19 protein-coding genes are annotated in these 17,219 nt (G+C 57.4%); 13 read left to right on the top strand and 6 right to left on the bottom strand.

From position 1 onward, the window contains the following. Positions 1 to 1,422: M10 family metallopeptidase C-terminal domain-containing protein (locus HB680_RS11390; protein WP_213938594.1), on the bottom strand; the 1,422-nt coding region annotated here is incomplete at its 3' end. A gap of 210 nt (positions 1,423 to 1,632) precedes the next feature. On the opposite strand from HB680_RS11390, the gene HB680_RS11385 reads away from it, so the two are divergent. Next, on the top strand, positions 1,633 to 2,277 hold the full coding sequence (locus HB680_RS11385; protein WP_213938592.1) for an MBL fold metallo-hydrolase: 645 nt from the start codon (positions 1,633 to 1,635) through the stop codon (positions 2,275 to 2,277). A gap of 102 nt (positions 2,278 to 2,379) precedes the next feature. Next, entirely contained in the window at positions 2,380 to 3,105 is a 726-nt protein-coding gene (locus HB680_RS11380) for an OmpA family protein (RefSeq protein WP_054613551.1), read from the top strand. 219 nt (positions 3,106 to 3,324) lie between these two features. Here the strand turns inward: HB680_RS11380 and HB680_RS11375 are convergent, their stop codons facing one another. Further along, entirely contained in the window at positions 3,325 to 3,759 is a 435-nt protein-coding gene (locus tag HB680_RS11375) for a DUF1043 family protein (protein ID WP_213938590.1), read from the bottom strand. Positions 3,760 to 3,903: 144 nt separating this feature from the next. On the opposite strand from HB680_RS11375, the gene HB680_RS11370 reads away from it, so the two are divergent. From HB680_RS11370 to zapE, 3 genes are all read left to right on the top strand, one after another. Beyond that, positions 3,904 to 4,548, top strand: a complete 645-nt coding sequence (locus HB680_RS11370; RefSeq protein WP_213938589.1) for an alpha/beta fold hydrolase — start codon at positions 3,904 to 3,906, stop codon at positions 4,546 to 4,548. A 24-nt stretch (positions 4,549 to 4,572) separates the two neighbouring features. Further along, complete coding sequence (locus tag HB680_RS11365; RefSeq protein WP_213938587.1) at positions 4,573 to 5,928, top strand: tryptophan--tRNA ligase; 1,356 nt, start codon at positions 4,573 to 4,575, stop codon at positions 5,926 to 5,928. 91 nt (positions 5,929 to 6,019) lie between these two features. Further along, positions 6,020 to 7,114, top strand: a complete 1,095-nt coding sequence (zapE, locus tag HB680_RS11360; RefSeq protein ID WP_123410144.1) for a cell division protein ZapE — start codon at positions 6,020 to 6,022, stop codon at positions 7,112 to 7,114. 179 nt (positions 7,115 to 7,293) lie between these two features. Here zapE and HB680_RS11355 read toward each other — a convergent pair whose 3' ends face one another. Beyond that, positions 7,294 to 8,190 (bottom strand): GlxA family transcriptional regulator, encoded by an 897-nt coding sequence (locus tag HB680_RS11355; RefSeq protein WP_213938628.1) that lies wholly within the window; start codon positions 8,188 to 8,190, stop codon positions 7,294 to 7,296. A gap of 244 nt (positions 8,191 to 8,434) precedes the next feature. Here HB680_RS11355 and HB680_RS11350 point away from each other — a divergent pair, with 244 nt between their 5' ends. Then, entirely contained in the window at positions 8,435 to 9,571 is a 1,137-nt protein-coding gene (locus tag HB680_RS11350) for an acyl-CoA dehydrogenase family protein (protein ID WP_123598454.1), read from the top strand. A 123-nt stretch (positions 9,572 to 9,694) separates the two neighbouring features. On the opposite strand, the gene HB680_RS11345 is transcribed toward HB680_RS11350, so the two are convergent. Beyond that, positions 9,695 to 10,735: an NADP(H)-dependent aldo-keto reductase gene (locus HB680_RS11345; RefSeq protein ID WP_213938585.1), complete on the bottom strand. Its 1,041-nt coding sequence runs from the start codon at positions 10,733 to 10,735 to the stop codon at positions 9,695 to 9,697. A gap of 245 nt (positions 10,736 to 10,980) precedes the next feature. Here HB680_RS11345 and rplM point away from each other — a divergent pair, with 245 nt between their 5' ends. From rplM to HB680_RS11310, 7 genes are all read left to right on the top strand, one after another. After that, a complete protein-coding gene (rplM, locus tag HB680_RS11340; RefSeq protein WP_007905295.1) occupies positions 10,981 to 11,409 on the top strand; it encodes a 50S ribosomal protein L13 in 429 nt (142 codons plus the stop codon). Between the two features lie 14 nt (positions 11,410 to 11,423). Beyond that, positions 11,424 to 11,816, top strand: coding sequence for a 30S ribosomal protein S9 (gene rpsI, locus HB680_RS11335; RefSeq protein WP_003216038.1), 393 nt, complete (start codon positions 11,424 to 11,426; stop codon positions 11,814 to 11,816). A 269-nt stretch (positions 11,817 to 12,085) separates the two neighbouring features. Further along, entirely contained in the window at positions 12,086 to 12,679 is a 594-nt protein-coding gene (gene petA, locus HB680_RS11330) for a ubiquinol-cytochrome c reductase iron-sulfur subunit (RefSeq protein ID WP_054045584.1), read from the top strand. Next, positions 12,679 to 13,890 carry a cytochrome bc complex cytochrome b subunit gene (locus HB680_RS11325; RefSeq protein WP_213938578.1) on the top strand — a complete coding sequence of 404 codons (1,212 nt, stop codon included), beginning with the start codon at positions 12,679 to 12,681 and terminating at the stop codon, positions 13,888 to 13,890. Before petA ends, HB680_RS11325 begins: the two co-directional genes overlap by 1 nt. Next, a complete protein-coding gene (locus HB680_RS11320) occupies positions 13,890 to 14,672 on the top strand; it encodes a cytochrome c1 (RefSeq protein ID WP_133840301.1) in 783 nt (260 codons plus the stop codon). The genes HB680_RS11325 and HB680_RS11320 overlap by 1 nt, the downstream gene beginning before the upstream one ends. 150 nt (positions 14,673 to 14,822) lie before the next feature. Then, a complete protein-coding gene (locus tag HB680_RS11315; protein ID WP_008155978.1) occupies positions 14,823 to 15,440 on the top strand; it encodes a glutathione S-transferase N-terminal domain-containing protein in 618 nt (205 codons plus the stop codon). A gap of 16 nt (positions 15,441 to 15,456) precedes the next feature. Then, a complete protein-coding gene (locus HB680_RS11310; protein WP_054045578.1) occupies positions 15,457 to 15,870 on the top strand; it encodes a ClpXP protease specificity-enhancing factor in 414 nt (137 codons plus the stop codon). Between the two features lie 173 nt (positions 15,871 to 16,043). Here HB680_RS11310 and HB680_RS11305 read toward each other — a convergent pair whose 3' ends face one another. Both HB680_RS11305 and HB680_RS11300 read right to left on the bottom strand, forming a co-directional pair. Beyond that, on the bottom strand, positions 16,044 to 16,622 hold the full coding sequence (locus HB680_RS11305) for a BON domain-containing protein (protein WP_131059442.1): 579 nt from the start codon (positions 16,620 to 16,622) through the stop codon (positions 16,044 to 16,046). Further along, on the bottom strand, positions 16,619 to 17,212 hold the full coding sequence (locus HB680_RS11300; protein ID WP_007904374.1) for a phosphoheptose isomerase: 594 nt from the start codon (positions 17,210 to 17,212) through the stop codon (positions 16,619 to 16,621). Before HB680_RS11300 ends, HB680_RS11305 begins: the two co-directional genes overlap by 4 nt. Between the last annotated feature and the right edge of the window lie 7 nt (positions 17,213 to 17,219).

The following is a 17,219-nucleotide window of genomic DNA, read 5'->3' as shown; positions in this document are numbered from 1 at the left end:
CAGGACGTTATTCAGAACGTTGCCGTTACCGTTGAGGTCGGCCGTGCCAGTGAGCACGAGGTTTTCCAGGTTGTCACCCAGGGTGCGGTTGACCGAAGAGATCACGGTATCGATTTCCGTCGCCAGGGTACTGGTTTCGCTGGTGAGGTCGCCGGTGTTGTCGACGATGTAGGTGTCATTGCCTGCGCCGCCGATCATGAAGTCGGCACCGGCACGGCCATCGATGATGTTGTTGCCATCGTTACCGGTGATGCGGTTGTTTAGTTCGTTGCCGGTGGCATTGATGGCGGCGCTCGTGATGGTCAGGTTCTCGAGGTTGGCGCCCAATGTGTAATCGATGGAAGAGATGACGCTGTCGATTTGGGTCGCAGAAGTGTCCGTTTCAATTACCACATCGCCGACGTTGTCGACGTAATAGGTGTCGCTGCCATCGCCGCCGGACATGGTGTCGGCGCCGGCCATGCCGTTGAGGGTGTTACCCAACGCATTGCCAATCAAAACATCATTAAAAGCCGAACCGACGGCATTCTCGATTTGAGCGCCATACGCAATCGTCAGCGCAGAAGTGACCGCTGTCAGGTTGTTGTAATCGAGAAATGCTTTACCAATGGTGCTGAAGGCACCTGCGTTCAGGTTGATGCTGACTGACTGCAGCTGGTTACTGCCGTCGATCGTGTCGCTACCACCCGCGTCCCAGATCGTTTCGAATACCGACTGATCTGGCGCCCATTTATAGACGTTATCCCCGGTCTGCCATTGATAGTTGGCGCCGTACAGGCTTTGGATCGCGAGTATGTCCAGCAACATCGGTGTCGTGGGCTGATAGGAGTACGCGTCGTTGTAACTCATGACGGTGTAGAAGACGTTGTCCTGCGCCGGGTCAAGCACCAGCGGATTTTCATCGCTTGCGGAGAACGGGTGCTTCAGACCGAGTGCATGACCGATTTCATGGACAAAGGTCAGGTAGTCGAAGCTACCTTTGACGGGATTGGCGTCGTCTGTCGACGGCCCAATCCATACATCCCCGCCCACCGGGCTGTTGTCGGGAAAGTAGGCCCAGGCAGCTGTTTTCGTATCCATCGACAAGTAACCGCCAAAGCGCAAGTCGCCGACGTTGAGAATTGTGTCGCTGGTTTGTGTGAATTTGATATCGGCCACGGCACTCCAACCGTTCAGCGCGCTGATCACGGCGTTTTGCTGTGCCGTCGTCAGGGAGTACGCAGAAGTGTATTCATTGTTAGGGCTATATCGGGTGGCGAAATAAGAAGTGGATTCCGAAATAAAGCTATAGCTGAGGTACGTTGACCCAAACGGGGTCCAGTTGGAACCTAGCCAATAAGTGCCTGAAAGAAGGCTGTCGACGGCGTTGTTGCCGGTCAACGAAGAAGGAAAACTAAAAGAATAAGTAGTAGGCGTAGGCATGCGAATTTCCTGAGTGCGCTGCGGCCCTTCCTGGATGCGACCGCTACAAAAGTTCGATTTTGCACCAGAAGCGATACGTTTGGCATCATATGGCCACTACTTTTCTGATTAGTGGCGTCAAATAACTGGCCTGGCGATCTGTATCGGCGAGTGACGTAGAATCCTGAGCAAATCGTCGCGTACGCTGCCATCGACTCTTCAGGATTGCCCATGACCGTTCCAAGCACTGCACTTATCCGCGAAACCTTCCCCGTCGGCCCGCTCCAGTGCAACTGCACGATCATCGGCGACCCCATCACCAAAAAAGCCATCGTCGTTGACCCAGGTGGCAATCACGAACTGATCCTCGCGCGTCTCGACGCCTTGGGTTTGAAGGTGGTCAGCATCATCCACACCCACGCGCACCTTGATCACTTCCTGGCTTCCGGGCAGCTCAAGGAAAAAACCGGCGCGACTCTGCACCTGCACAAAGAAGATCAGTTCCTGTGGGACAACCTGGAGATGCAATGCCAGATGTTCGGCGTGCCGTACACGCCGGTGCCATCGCCGGATCGGTGGTTGGCCGATGACGAAGAACTGGACTGCGGCTGCGGCGTGGCGATTCATACGCCCGGGCATACGCCAGGTTCCATGAGCTTTTGGTTTGCAGAGGCTAAGCTGCTGATTGCCGGTGACACGTTGTTTCGTCGCGGGGTAGGGCGCACGGATTTGTGGGGTGGCGATCAGGCGACCATCGTGCGGTCGATCAAGCAACGGCTGTATACCCTCGACGAGGAAGCCACGGTGGTGACCGGGCATGGTCCGGACACGCGTCTGGGCGATGAAATGCGCGAGAACCCTTTTGTGCGGGCCTGAATTGTAACCAGTGGAATTTTTACTCGCGCAAATGATCCAACGCCCGCAAAGGCTGATGCCTAAGTCCGTTGCACCTCAGAATGCAAAAAGTAGGAGCTCTTCATGTTCACCAAGCAGCGTTTGATTATTGTCGCAACTGCTGTGGCCTTGTTGTCTGGCTGCGCTTCACCTAATCCTTATGATAATCAGGGACAGGCCGATGGCGGTTCCCAAGGCATGAGCAAAACCGCCAAGTACGGCGGCCTCGGCGCCCTGGCGGGTGCTTTGGCGGGTGCCGCGATCGGTCACGATAATCGTGGCAAGGGCGCGTTGATTGGTGCTGCCGTGGTGGGTGCTTCCGCTGCCGGTTACGGTTACTACGCCGACCAGCAAGAGAAAAAACTGCGGGCCAGCATGGCCAACACCGGGGTTGAAGTGCAGCGCCAGGGCGATCAGATCAAACTGATCATGCCGGGCAACATCACGTTCGCCACCGATTCGGCGAACATCGCGTCTAGCTTCTATCAGCCGCTGAACAACCTGGCAGGCTCGCTCAAGGAGTTCAGCCAGAACCAGATCGAGATTGTCGGCTACACCGACAGCACCGGTGCCCGTCAGCACAATATGGACCTGTCCCAGCGTCGCGCCCAAAGCGTGGCGACTTACCTGACGTCCCAGGGCGTGAGCGGTGCCAACCTGTCTGCCCGTGGTGCCGGACCGGATAATCCGATCGCCAGCAACGGCGACGTGAATGGGCGGGCGCAGAACCGTCGGGTCGAGGTCAACCTGAAAGCGATCCCGGGGCAGCAGTATCAGCAGCAGGGGCAGCCTGTTCAGCAGTATCAATAACAAAACCTGTGGGAGCGGGCTTGCTCGCGAAGGCGGTGTGTCAGGTGACTTTAATGTGGCTGACACTCCCTCTTCGCGAGCAAGCCCGCTCCCACATTTTTGGAATGCATTCTCCCTTTGTGCGAGCCTGCTCGCGAAGAGGCCGAAGAAACAACCAGCCACAAAAAAGCCCTCGGACAATCACTCATCCGAGGGCTTTTTGCGTAGCGCGAAACCTGATTACTTCTTCAGGCCGTAATGCTCATCGAGCATGCCCGGCGCGTTCGGGGCTTTGGGCGCGTAGTCGCGAGGCGGCTCCTGATTGCGCGGTGGCGTCAGGCGTTCCCTTGGGGCGACTGCTGCGTCGGCGTGCAGGGCGGCCAGCAAGCGTTGGCGAGTCTGCTCGTCCAGGGCCAGGCGGTTGGCACCCTCGGCGAGATGATCCTGCACTTCCTGATAGCTCGCAGTCAGTTTTTTGACCAGTGAGGCAGTGCTGTTGAAGTGGGTAACCACTTCGTTCTGATAACTGTCGAAACGTTCCTGAATATCATCCAGCTGACGTTGTGTGCTGCTAGGAGCGGCATTTGGCACCAGGCGAGCGATCAGGAATCCAACGGCGACACCCACAACCAGGGCAAGAGTCGGCAACAACCAAACTAAGAGCGAGTGTTCCACGAGTCCTTCCTCTATAAACGGCTTTGCTTTACGTTAACGGCTCGAACCTGCGCTGTATACCGCGATTCACTCGCAATAGATTGGCACAGACAATTTGCTAGACGAGTCGACCCGATTCGAGGTCACGGAGTTCCTTCCTTGCTTATGCGCGAAACCCCTGTAGTGATTGATGGCCCGGTGGGTCAATTGGAAGCCCTGTATTTGGAAAACAAGGGTCTGGATAACGAGCAGCCGCGCGGTATTGCGCTGATCTGCCATCCGAACCCGGTGCAGGGCGGCACCATGCTCAATAAAGTGGTGTCGACCTTGCAACGCACCGCCCGCGATGCCGGCTTGGTGACCTTGCGTTTCAATTACCGTGGCGTCGGCGCCAGCGAAGGCAGCCACGACATGGGCACCGGTGAAGTCGATGATGCCCAGGCAGCGGCCGAATGGCTGCGGGCCAGACACCCGGAATTGCCACTGACGCTGTTCGGCTTCTCCTTCGGTGGTTTTGTGGCTGCCAGCCTCGGTGGACGCCTGGAAGCGAAGGGCGAACAACTGAAACATCTGTTCATGGTTGCGGCGGCTGTCACCCGTCTGAATGGCTATGACCTGTTGCCGGTCAACTGCCCGCTGACCCTGATCCAGCCGGAAACCGACGAAGTCATCGACCCGCAAGCAGTCTACGACTGGTCCGACAAACTCGATCGCCCCCATGAGCTGCTGAAAGTGGCAGAATGCGGACACTTTTTTCATGGCAAGCTGACCGATCTCAAGGATCTGATCCTGCCGCGTCTTTCGAATTGATTGCAGTCTGACAAGCGATTACCCATGACGACTCGTACCCGTATCCTCACCGGCATCACCACCACCGGCACGCCGCACCTGGGCAACTACGCCGGTGCCATCCGCCCGGCGATCGTCGCCAGCCGTGACAGCAATGCCGATTCGTTCTACTTCCTGGCCGACTACCATGCCCTGATCAAATGCGATGACCCGCTGCGCATCCAGCGCTCGCGTCTGGAAATCGCCGCGACCTGGCTGGCCGGTGGCCTGGATGTGGACCGTGTGACTTTCTATCGCCAGTCCGACATTCCGGAAATCCCCGAGCTGACCTGGCTGCTGACCTGTGTCGCCGCCAAGGGCCTGCTCAATCGCGCCCACGCCTACAAGGCTTCGGTAGACAAGAACGTCGAGACCGGCGAAGACCCGGATGCCGGCATCACCATGGGCTTGTACAGCTATCCGGTGCTGATGGCCGCAGACATCCTGATGTTCAATGCGCACAAGGTGCCGGTCGGTCGTGACCAGATCCAGCACGTGGAAATGGCCCGGGACATCGGCCAGCGCTTCAACCATCTGTTCGGTCAGGGCAAAGAATTCTTCACCATGCCGGAGGCGCTGATCGAAGAAAGCGTCGCCACGCTGCCAGGCCTCGACGGTCGCAAGATGTCGAAGAGCTACGACAACACCATTCCGTTGTTCAGCAGCGCCAAAGAGATGAAGGACGCGATTTCGCGAATCGTCACTGACTCCCGCGCGCCTGGCGAAGCCAAGGACCCGGACAACTCGCACCTGTTCACCCTGTTCCAGGCCTTCGCCACCCCGGCGCAGTCCGACGAATTCCGCAGTGAACTGTTGCAGGGCCTGGGTTGGGGCGAGGCGAAGAATCGTCTGTTCCAACTGCTGGATAGCGAACTGGGCGAGTCCCGTGAGCGTTATCACCAACTGATCGAACGCCCGGCAGACCTCGAAGACATCCTGCAGATCGGCGCGAAAAAAGCCCGTTCGGTGGCGACGCCGTTCCTGCACGAATTGCGTGAAGCGGTTGGCTTGCGTTCTTTCGTGGCCCAGACCCAAGTCGCGGCGACCACCAAGAAAAAAGCTGCGAAAGCCGCTCGCTTTGTCAGCTTCCGCGAAGACGACGGCAGTTTCCGCTTCCGTCTGCTGGCGGCCGATGGCGAGCAACTGCTGCTGTCGCGCAACTTCGCCGATGGCAAAACTGCCGGCCAGGTGACCAAGCAATTGCAAGCGGGTCAGCCTCTGGACGTGCGCAACGAAGACCTGAGCTTCAGCGTCTGGCTGGAAGGTGAGTGTGTCGGCGACAGCCCTGTCTTCGCTGACAGCGCCGCTCGTGACGTCGCCATCGAGGCCCTGCGGGTTGCGTTGACGCCGGTTCAGGAATAAATCTGCGGCTCGACCCGACTAAGGGCCGATTGCCATTCCCACGGGCCGTCGCTACAGTGACGGCCCGTTTTTGTTGCCTTGCTAACGAATTATGACGCCCCTAGAACGATATCAAGCTGATCTGAAACGCCCGGAATTCTTCCATGACGCTGCCCAGGAAACTGCGGTGCGCCATTTGCAGCGCCTGTACGACGATCTGGTCGCGGCCTCGCAGAGCAAGCCGGGCCTGTTCGGCAAGCTGTTTGGCAAAAAAGACCAGGCGCCGGTCAAGGGCCTGTACTTCTGGGGTGGCGTGGGTCGTGGCAAGACCTACCTGGTCGACACCTTCTTCGAAGCCCTGCCGTTCAAGGAAAAGGTCCGCACTCACTTCCACCGCTTCATGAAGCGGGTGCACGAAGAGATGAAGACCCTCGGCGGCGAGAAAAACCCGCTGACCATCATCGCCAAGCGCTTCTCCGACGAAGCCCGGGTGATCTGTTTCGATGAGTTTTTCGTGTCTGATATCACCGATGCGATGATTCTCGGCACGCTGATGGAAGAACTGTTCAAGAACGGCGTGACCCTGGTCGCGACTTCGAACATCGTGCCGGACGGCTTGTACAAGGACGGCCTGCAACGTGCGCGCTTCCTGCCGGCCATCGCGCTGATCAAGCAGAATACCGACATCGTCAACGTCGACAGCGGCGTCGATTATCGTCTGCGTCACCTTGAGCAAGCCGAGCTGTTCCACTTCCCGCTCGACGAAGCGTCCCAGGAAAGCCTGCGCAAAAGCTTCCGCGCGCTGACGCCGGAATGCACGGCCGCCACCGAAAACGACGTGCTGATGATCGAAAACCGCGAAATCCGTGCCTTGCGCACCTGTGATGACGTGGCTTGGTTCGACTTCCGCGAACTCTGCGACGGTCCGCGCAGCCAGAACGATTACATCGAACTGGGCAAGATATTCCACGCCGTGTTGCTCAGCGGTGTCGAGCAGATGAGCGTCACCACCGACGACATCGCCCGACGCTTTATCAACATGGTCGACGAGTTCTACGACCGTAACGTGAAACTGATCATTTCTGCTGAAGTTGAGCTGAAAGACCTCTACACCGGCGGGCGCTTGAATTTCGAGTTCCAGCGTACCCTCAGCCGTTTGCTGGAGATGCAATCGCACGAATTCCTGTCCCGGGCGCACAAGCCGTAGGAAGATTCGGAAAATAAAAAGGGCCTGCAATGCAGGCCCTTTTTTGTGCGCTGAAGATCCCCTGTGGGAGCGGGCTTGCTCGCGAAAGCGGTGTATCAGTCGACATCAATGTTGAATGTCAGTCAGCATTCGCGAGCAAGCCCGCTCCCACAATTTTGGTTGGTGTAGGGTTCTGGATCCTACGCAGCCTGCTGAAACTGCTGCCGATACTGGTTCGGCGACAACTCGGTGTGCTGGCGGAACAGCCGCGCAAAGAAGCTCGCATCGTCGTAGCCGACCTCATAACTGATGGTCTTGATGCTCTTGCGGCTGCCGGACAGCAAGCCCTTGGCGGTTTCGATGCGCAGGCGTTGCAGGTAGTGCAGCGGCTTGTCGCCGGTGGCAGTCTGGAAGCGGCGCATGAAATTGCGGATGCTCATGCCATGCTCCCGCGCTACATCTTCGAAGCGGAATTTGTCGGCGAAGTGTTCTTCGAGCCAGTGCTGGATCTGCAGGATGATCACGTCCTGGTGCAGCTTCTGCCCGCCAAAACCGATCCGCCCCGGCGCGTAGCTGCGCTGCACTTCGTAGAGAATATCCCGGGCCACGGCCTGGGCCACGTTGGCGCCGCAGAAGCGTTCGATCAGGTAGATGTAGAGGTCGCACGCCGAAGTCGTGCCGCCGGCGCAATACAGGTTGTCTGCGTCGGTCAGGTGCTTGTCCTGATTGAGCTGGACTTGGGGGTAACGCTCGGCAAACGCGTTGAAAAAACGCCAGTAAGTGGTCGCTTCCTTGCCATTGAGCAACCCGGCTTCCGCGAGCCAGAACACCCCGGTGGCTTCGCCGCACAGCACCGCGCCGCGGGCGTGTTGCTCGCGCAGCCACGGCAGTACCTGTGGATAACGTTTACACAGTGTTTCGAAATCGTCCCAGAAGGCCGGGAGGATAATGATGTCAGCGTTTTCCAGGCCGCCGTCCACCGGCATGACCACATCGCTGAAGCTGTTCACCGGTTTGCCGTCGGGGCTGACCAGCCGGGTTTCGAACGCCGGTGTCAGGCCGTGGCCCAGTTGTTTGCCGTAGCGCAGGCTGGCCAGATGGAAGAAATCCTTGGCTTGCATGAGGGTGGAAGCGAAAACCCGGTCGATAGCCAGGATGCTGACGCGCCGCAGGGGCGTGGAGACTTGGTTAGACATAATTCAACTTTATTCTTATAGGGGAAAGTGGTCACCAGACGGCTGGATCGTCTTATTTTTTGTCTGATGTGTCCAGTGTCCTGTATCGGAAGCGGGGCTTAGTCTCTGAAGGTCATTTCCTTTTAACAATAACGACAGGTGCCCCATGATCCCCAGAACCTTGTTCAGTTCCGAGCACGAACTTTTTCGCGACAGCGTGCGAACGTTCCTCGAAAAAGAAGCTGTGCCGTTCCATGGGCAATGGGAAAAACAGGGCTACATCGACCGCCAACTCTGGAACAAGGCGGGGGAGGCGGGGATGCTTTGCTCGCATCTGCCAGAGGAATACGGCGGGCTGGGGGCGGACTTTCTCTACAGCGCGGTCGTGATCGAAGAGGTCGGTCGGCTCGGCCTGACCGGGATCGGTTTCTCGCTGCATTCGGACATCGTCGCGCCCTACATCCTGCATTACGGCAGTGAGGCGCTGAAGCATAAATACCTGCCGAAACTGGTGTCTGGGGAAATGGTCACGGCGATTGCCATGACCGAGCCGGGCGCCGGTTCTGACTTGCAAGGGGTGAAAACCACCGCCGTGCTGGATGGCGATGAGTATGTGATCAACGGTTCGAAAACCTTCATCACCAACGGCTTTCTCGCGGACCTGGTAATCGTCGTCGCCAAGACCGATCCGAAGGCTGGCGCGAAGGGCACCAGTCTGTTTCTGGTGGAAGCCAATACGCCAGGCTTCGCCAAGGGCAAGCGTTTGGAAAAAGTCGGAATGAAGGCTCAGGACACGTCGGAATTGTTCTTCCAGGACGTACGAGTGCCGAAGGAAAACCTCTTGGGTCAGGCCGGGATGGGCTTCGCCTACCTGATGCAGGAATTGCCGCAGGAGCGTCTTACCGTGGCTGTCGGCGGGCTGGCTTCGGCTGAAGCGGCGCTGCAATGGACCCTGGATTACACCCGTGATCGCAAAGCGTTCGGCAAGGCGATTGCCGACTTCCAGAACACCCGTTTCAAACTGGCGGAAATGGCCACCGAGATTCAGATCGGTCGGGTGTTCGTCGACAAATGCCTGGAGCTGCACCTGCAAGGCAAGCTGGATGTGCCGACGGCAGCGATGGCGAAATACTGGGGCACCGACCTGCAATGCAAGGTGCTCGACGAATGCGTGCAGTTGCATGGCGGATACGGATTTATGTGGGAATACCCGGTGGCGAGGGCATGGGCGGATGCGCGGGTGCAGCGGATCTATGCCGGGACCAATGAAATCATGAAGGAAATTATTGCGCGGTCGCTTTGATGGTTTGGTGAATTCGAGATCACCTTCGCGAGCAAGCCCGCTCCCACATTTAACCGAGTTCTCCCAGAAGAATGAGGTCGAATGTGGGAGCGGGCTTGCTCGCGAAGGCTTTTTGCCTATCGATCAAGGCGCAGGATTCGGGTGATCCTTGTGAATCGCCTCGATCCCCGCCAGCACTTCATCGGAAAGTTTCAGCTCAAAGCTCGCTAAATTGCTTTCAAGCTGCTCCATCGTCGTCGCGCCAATGATGTTGCTGGTCACAAACGGCTGCTGAGTGACAAACGCCAACGCCATTTGCGCCGGGTCCAGGCCGTGTTCGCGGGCCAGTGCCACATAACGGCTGCACGCTGCTTCCGACTGCGCGTTGAAATAGCGGCTGAAGCGACTGTAGAGGCTCAGGCGACCCTTTGGCGGACGTGCGCCACCTTCGTACTTGCCTGACAGGAAACCGAACGCCAGAGGTGAATAGGCCAGCAGACCGCATTGTTCGCGAATGGCAATTTCCGCCAGGCCGACTTCGAACGTGCGGTTGAGCAGGTTGTAGGGGTTCTGGATCGACACGGCACGCGGCCAGCCACGGGCTTCGGCCAAAGCGAGGAAGCGCATGGTGCCCCACGGGGTTTCGTTGGACAGGCCGATGTGGCGGATCTTGCCGGCCTTGACCTGTTCGTCCAGCGCTTCGAGGGTGTCTTCCAGCGGTGTCAGGTTGGCTTCGATCTTGTGCTTGTAGCCCAACTGACCGAAGAAATTCGTGCTGCGCTCCGGCCAGTGCAATTGATAGAGATCGATGTAGTCGGTTTGCAAGCGCTTGAGGCTGGCGTCCACGGCTTCGGTGATGTGCTGGCGGTTGTGGCGCAGGTTTTTGTCGCGGATGTAGTCGATGGTGTTGCCGGGGCCGGCAATCTTGCTCGCCAGGATCCAGTCGGCACGATCGCCGCGACTCTTGAAGTAATTGCCGATGTAGCGCTCGGTGGTGGCGTAGGTTTCGGCCTTGGGTGGCACCGGGTACATCTCGGCGGTATCGATGAAATTGATCCCGGCGCTTTTGGCGCGTTCAATCTGGGCGAAGGCCTCAGCCTCGCTGTTTTGCTCGCCCCAGGTCATGGTTCCGAGACAGATTGCACTCACGTTCAGATTGGTTCGGCCTAGCTGGCGATAGTCCATCGGGTGCTCCTTGGGCAAAACAATCATAAAAGCAGGTTGAAATATTTTTCGCAATCTGCATAATTGCGCACCTCTTTCTGCAGTGGAAGTGATGCGCCGCCGCCGAAGAATCTTGCCGTTGAACGGACGCGCCGACCCGAGCCCCCGAAAGCGTCTGTATCCGGCTGCCTTTGACTTGTCAAAGTACGCACTATTCAGTAAGATCCGCCGTCTAATTTACAGGGCGGCCCCTGAGGCTATAAAGAATGAAAACTTTTACTGCTAAACCGGAAACAGTACAGCGCGACTGGTTTGTCGTCGACGCTGCAGGTCAGACCCTGGGTCGTCTGGCCACCGAAATCGCGAGCCGTCTGCGTGGCAAGCATAAAGCTGAGTACACTCCTCACGTTGACACCGGCGATTACATCGTCGTTATCAATGCCGAGCAGATTCGTGTAACTGGTGCTAAAACCACCGACAAGATCTACTACTCCCACTCCGGTTTCCCGGGCGGCATCAAGTCGATCAACTTCGAAAAGCTGATCGCTAAAGCCCCTGAGCGCGTGATCGAGACCGCGGTCAAAGGCATGCTGCCTAAGAACCCGCTGGGTCGCGACATGTATCGTAAGCTGAAAGTCTATGCGGGCGCTGTACACCCTCATACTGCTCAGCAGCCCCAAGAACTGAAGTTTTAACGGAATAGTTCATTATGTCGGCGACTCAAAATTACGGCACTGGCCGTCGCAAGACCGCAACCGCACGCGTTTTCCTGCGTCCGGGTACTGGTAACATCTCCATCAACAACCGCACCCTGGAAAATTTCTTCGGCCGCGAAACTGCCCGCATGGTAGTTCGTCAGCCGCTGGAACTGACTGAGACTGTCGAGAAATTCGACATCTACGTCACCGTGATCGGTGGTGGTGTAAGTGGTCAAGCTGGCGCAATCCGCCACGGTATCACTCGCGCACTGATGCAGTACGACGAAACCCTGCGTGGCGCTCTGCGCAAAGCTGGCTTCGTTACTCGCGATGCTCGTGAAGTTGAACGTAAGAAAGTTGGTCTGCGTAAAGCGCGTAAGCGTCCGCAGTACTCGAAGCGTTAATTCGCTTCCACGTTCAAAAAAGAACGCCCAGTCTCCTCGCGGAGCTGGGCGTTTTTTTATGCGTGCGATTTCTCAAAGAATTGCGCTGTGACAACTTGCCACATCCGTAGAGCCCCTATACTGCAAGGCTTGGCAGTGGACCCCTTGGGTAATTACCTTGTCAGAATTGGGGCTTTTCATTACCATTCGGCAAAATTTTTATAAGCACATAGATTTAACTTAGTAGATGCCTGATTTAACAGGCCACAAAGCTGATGGGAGAGGACTGAATGAGCAATGACGGCGTGAATGCAGGCCGGCGTCGCTTCTTGGTAGCAGCCACATCCGTGGTGGGTGCTGCAGGAGCGGTGGGGGCTGCGGTCCCGTTCGTGGGGTCATGGTTTCCCAGTGCCAAGGCGAAAGCCGCAGGTGCACCGGTGAAAGTGAATGTCAGCAAAATCGAGCCAGGCCAGCAGATGATTGCTGAATGGCGCGGCCAGCCAGTATTCATTGTCCGCCGAACCGCGGAAATCCTGGGGAATCTGAAGAAGATCGAGGGCCAGTTGTCTGACCCGACCTCCAAGAACTCGACACAACCGACCTACGTCGATCCAGAAACGCGTTCGATCAAGCCAGAGGTCCTGCTGCTGATTGGTATCTGCACACACCTGGGTTGTTCGCCGACCTTCCGCCCTGAAGTGGCACCTGCTGATCTGGGCAAAGACTGGGTAGGTGGTTATTTCTGCCCTTGCCACGGTTCCCACTACGATCTGGCTGGCCGCGTCTACAAGTCGCAACCTGCGCCTTTGAACCTGCCAGTTCCCCCGCATTCCTATGAGACCGATGAGATTATTGTCATTGGCGTCGATACGGAGAAAGCGTGATGAGCAAGTTCATGGATTGGGTTGATGCGCGCTTCCCCGCGACCAAAATGTGGGAAGACCATCTCAGCAAGTATTACGCCCCGAAGAACTTCAACTTCTTCTATTTCTTTGGTTCCCTCGCACTGCTCGTTCTGGTCAACCAGATCGTTACCGGTGTCTGGCTGACCATGAGCTACACCCCGTCGGCAGAAGAAGCGTTTGCTTCCGTCGAATACATCATGCGTGACGTCGAGTACGGCTCGATCCTGCGTCTGCTGCACTCCACCGGCGCTTCGGCGTTCTTCATCGTGGTCTATCTGCACATGTTCCGTGGCTTGCTCTACGGTTCGTACCAGAAGCCCCGTGAGCTGGTGTGGGTCTTCGGCATGCTGATCTACCTGGCGCTGATGGCAGAAGCCTTCATGGGTTACCTGCTGCCGTGGGGTCAGATGTCCTACTGGGGTGCCCAGGTGATCATCTCGCTGTTCGGTGCGATCCCGGTCATCGGCAACGACCTGACCCAGTGGATCCGTGGTGACTACCTGATTTCCGGTATTACCCTGAACCGCTTCTTCGCCTTGCACGTTGTGGCCCTGCCGATCGTGATTCTCGGCCTGGTGGTGTTGCACGTACTGGCGCTGCACGAAGTCGGTTCGAACAACCCGGACGGCGTGGACATCAAGAAATTCAAAGACGAAAACGGCGTACCGCTGGACGGCATTGCCTTCCACCCGTACTACACCGTGAAAGATATCGTCGGCGTGGTGGTGTTCCTGTTCATCTTCTGTTCGATCGTGTTCTTCTTCCCGGAAATGGGCGGTTACTTCCTCGAGAAGCCGAACTTTGAAGTGGCGAACGCCTTCAAGACCCCAGAGCACATCGCTCCGGTCTGGTACTTCACACCGTTCTACGCGATCTTGCGGGCAATTCCGGACAAGCTCATGGGCGTCATCGCCATGGGGGCTTCGATTGCCATGTTGTTCGTCCTGCCGTGGCTCGATCGCAGCCCCGTCAAGTCCATGCGCTACAAGGGCTGGCTGAGCAGGATCTGGCTGTGGGTGTTCTGCATCTGTTTCGTGATCCTCGGCGTGCTGGGCGTATTGGCCCCAACCCCTGAGCGTACGTTGCTGTCGCAGGTGTGTACCTTCCTGTACTTCGCCTACTTCATTCTGATGCCGTTCTACACCAGGCTCGAGAAGACCAAACCGGTTCCGGAAAGGGTGACTGGCTGATGAAAAAGCTATTTGCTGTATTGATTCTTGCTGCTCTGCCCGTGTTCTCTTTCGCAGCCGAACACGGTGGCCCGGAGCTGGAAAAAGTCGACATCGACGTTTCCGACAAAGCGGCCATGCAGGACGGCGCGCGTACATTCGCCAACTACTGCATGGGTTGCCACAGTGCCAAGTTCCAGCGCTATGAGCGCGTGGCCGATGACCTGGGGATTCCTCATGATCTGATGCTGAAGAACCTGGTGTTCACCGGCGCCAAGATCGGCGACCACATGAGCATCGGCATGCAGCCTGCAGACGCCAAGACCTGGTTCGGGGCGGCACCGCCGGACCTGACCCTGGTAGCTCGCGTTCGTGGCACTGACTGGCTCTACGGTTACCTGCGTTCGTTCTATGAAGACCCGGCGCGTCCCTGGGGTGTGAACAACAAGGTTTTCCCGAACGTCGGCATGCCTAACGTGCTGGTCGGCCTGCAAGGTCGCCAGGTGGTTGGCTGCAAACAGGTTCAAATCGTCGAGGACGGGAAGAAGCAGTATGATCCGCTGACCGGTACGCCGCTGACTCATGAAGCGTGCGATCAGCTGACCATCGTGCCGAAGAGTGGTGCCCTGAACGAAGAGCAGTTCGATGAGAAGGTCAAGAATCTGGTAACCTTCCTCGCTTACTCGGCTAACCCGGTAAAGCTGCAACATCAGCGCATCGGCACCTATGTATTGCTCTACCTGGCGTTCTTCTTCGTATTCGCATACTTACTCAAGCGTGAATACTGGAAAGACGTCCATTGATAAAGCTGTAAGCAATTGCTGTTAATCGCGCGCGCCCAGGGGCGTCTCTGAAGGTGTAACGAGTCTGGTAAGCCAGGCGTTACGGGAGGCGTCCTCTGGGCGCGCGCGTTTTTCCGCTTCCGATAATTTCAACAAGCGAGGAGGACCGCCATGGGCGTGACCAATCGGTTGGCCTGTTACTCCGACCCCGCCGACCACTATTCCCACCGAGTACGCATCGTACTTGCAGAGAAGGGTGTCAGCGCCGAGATCATTTATGTGGAAGCTGGCCGCCAGCCGCCTAAACTGATCGAAGTGAACCCTTACGGCAGCTTGCCCACCCTGGTCGATCGTGACCTGGCGTTGTGGGAGTCGACCGTGGTGATGGAATATCTGGATGAGCGTTACCCGCACCCGCCTTTACTGCCGGTTTATCCTGTGGCGCGTGCAAACAGCCGTCTGCTGATTCATCGTATTCAGCGTGACTGGTGTGGCCTGGTGGATCTGATTCTGGATTCCCGGTCCAAGGAAGCCGCCCGAGTTGTCGCTCGTAAAGAGCTGCGCGAGAGCCTGACTGGCGTGTCGCCGTTGTTCGCCGACAAGCCGTTTTTCCTCAGCGAGGAACAAAGTCTGGTGGATTGCTGCCTATTGCCAATACTCTGGCGATTGCCGATTCTGGGTATTGAACTGCCGCGGCCTGCCAAGCCGCTGCTTGATTACATGGAGCGCTCTTTCGCGCGTGAGGCTTTCCAGGCGAGTCTGTCTGGTGTCGAACGCGACATGCGCTAAGGCTTAAGGAGCCGCTATGAACTCCAGTCGACCTTATCTGGTCCGCGCGCTCTACGAGTGGATTGTTGATAACGATTGCACCCCGCACATGCTGGTCAATTCCGAATATCCGTCGGTGCAGGTGCCCCAAGGTTTTGCCAGTGATGGACAGATTGTCCTGAACGTATCGCCGGCTGCCGTGCGTCATTTGCACATGGACAACGAAGCGGTCAGCTTCGAGGGGCGCTTCGGTGGCGTGCCGCACACTCTGTTCGTGCCTATCGCTTCGATCCTGGGCATTTACGCCCGGGAGAACGGTCAGGGCATGGTGTTCGATCTGGAATCGCCTATGGAAGACGATGAAGAGATCGAGCCGGATGATGATGTCCCGCCACCCGACAACGAACCGCCGCGTCCCAGCGGTCGACCCAGTTTGAAGGTTGTGAAGTAATAAAAAAGGCGATCCGAAAGGATCGCCTTTTTTATTACTTCACAACCTTCAAACGTGTAGGAGCTGCCGAAGGCTGCGATCTTTTGATCTTGCTTTTAAAAAACAACATCAAAAGATCGCAGCCTCGTTTCACTCGTCAGCTCCTACAGGCCCTACAGCCCTGCAGGTGAGCATCAGTCGATGTACTCAAACAACTTAACAATCTTTTGCACGCCGGAAACGCTCTGCACCAGGTTGGTGGCCTGAGCGGCTTCCTGCTTGGTCAGCAGACCCAGCAAATAGACGATGCCATTTTCGGTGACGACCTTGATGCGCGAGCCCGGGATGTTCGGGTCGGTGAGCATCTGGGTCTTGATCTTGGAGGTCAGCCAGGTGTCGTTCTGGCGTGCCAGGAAGCCGGACGGCGGCAGGACTTGCAGTTCGTTATGAACCTTCTTCACGCGCTGGACGGCGGAAGCCGCCTGTTCGGCCTTGGCCTTGAGGTCTGCGGTAGGCGTTTGCCCGGCCAGTAGCACGACGCCGTTGAAGCTGGTGACGACGATGTGCGAATCGTTATCCAGCGCTGGATCGGCCTTGGCGACGTTCACGCCGACTTTGGTGTCGATCAGGGAGTCGTCGATTTTGCTGCCGAAGGTGCGCGTGCCGCGGTCATCTTCAATCGGCGCTTCACGGCTGGCATTAACCACCGAGGTGCAGCCGCTGATACCGAGGCACAGGGTCAAGGCCAGAAGGCCTAGGCGATTAGGGGTCATTCTTCACTCCCGAACAGTTGGCTGTCGATCAAGTCGCAAAGGCAATGGATCGCCAGCAGGTGGACTTCCTGAATACGTGCGGTGACATTGGCCGGTACGCGAATCTCGACGTCTTCAGGCAAAAGCAGCGACGCCATGCCGCCGCCATCGCGACCGGTCAATGCTACGACAATCATTTCGCGATCATGTGCGGCCTGGATCGCTTGAATAATGTTCGCTGAGTTGCCGCTGGTGGAAATTGCCAGCAATACATCGCCCGGCTGGCCGAGGGCGCGGATCTGTTTCGAGAAGATTTCGTTGTAGCTGTAGTCGTTGGCGATCGAGGTGATCGTCGAGCTGTCGGTGGTCAGCGCGATGGCTGGCAGGCTCGGGCGCTCGCGTTCGAAGCGGTTGAGCAGTTCCGACGAGAAGTGCTGGGCGTCACCGGCGGAGCCGCCGTTGCCGCAGGAAAGCATTTTGCCCTCGTTGAGCAGGGCGTTGACCATCACCTGGCTGGCTTGCTCGATGTGCGGTGCAAGTACGTCCATCGCCTGTTGCTTGGTGTCGATACTGGCCTGAAAAAGCTGGCGAATTCGGGATTGCATGTCCATCTGTGTG

Source organism: Pseudomonas sp. dw_612 (genome assembly GCF_018449725.1).
Classification (GTDB): Bacteria; Pseudomonadota; Gammaproteobacteria; order Pseudomonadales; family Pseudomonadaceae; genus Aquipseudomonas.
Note: the sequence above shows the minus strand (reverse complement) of the source record. Positions and strands in the feature narration are given on the sequence as shown.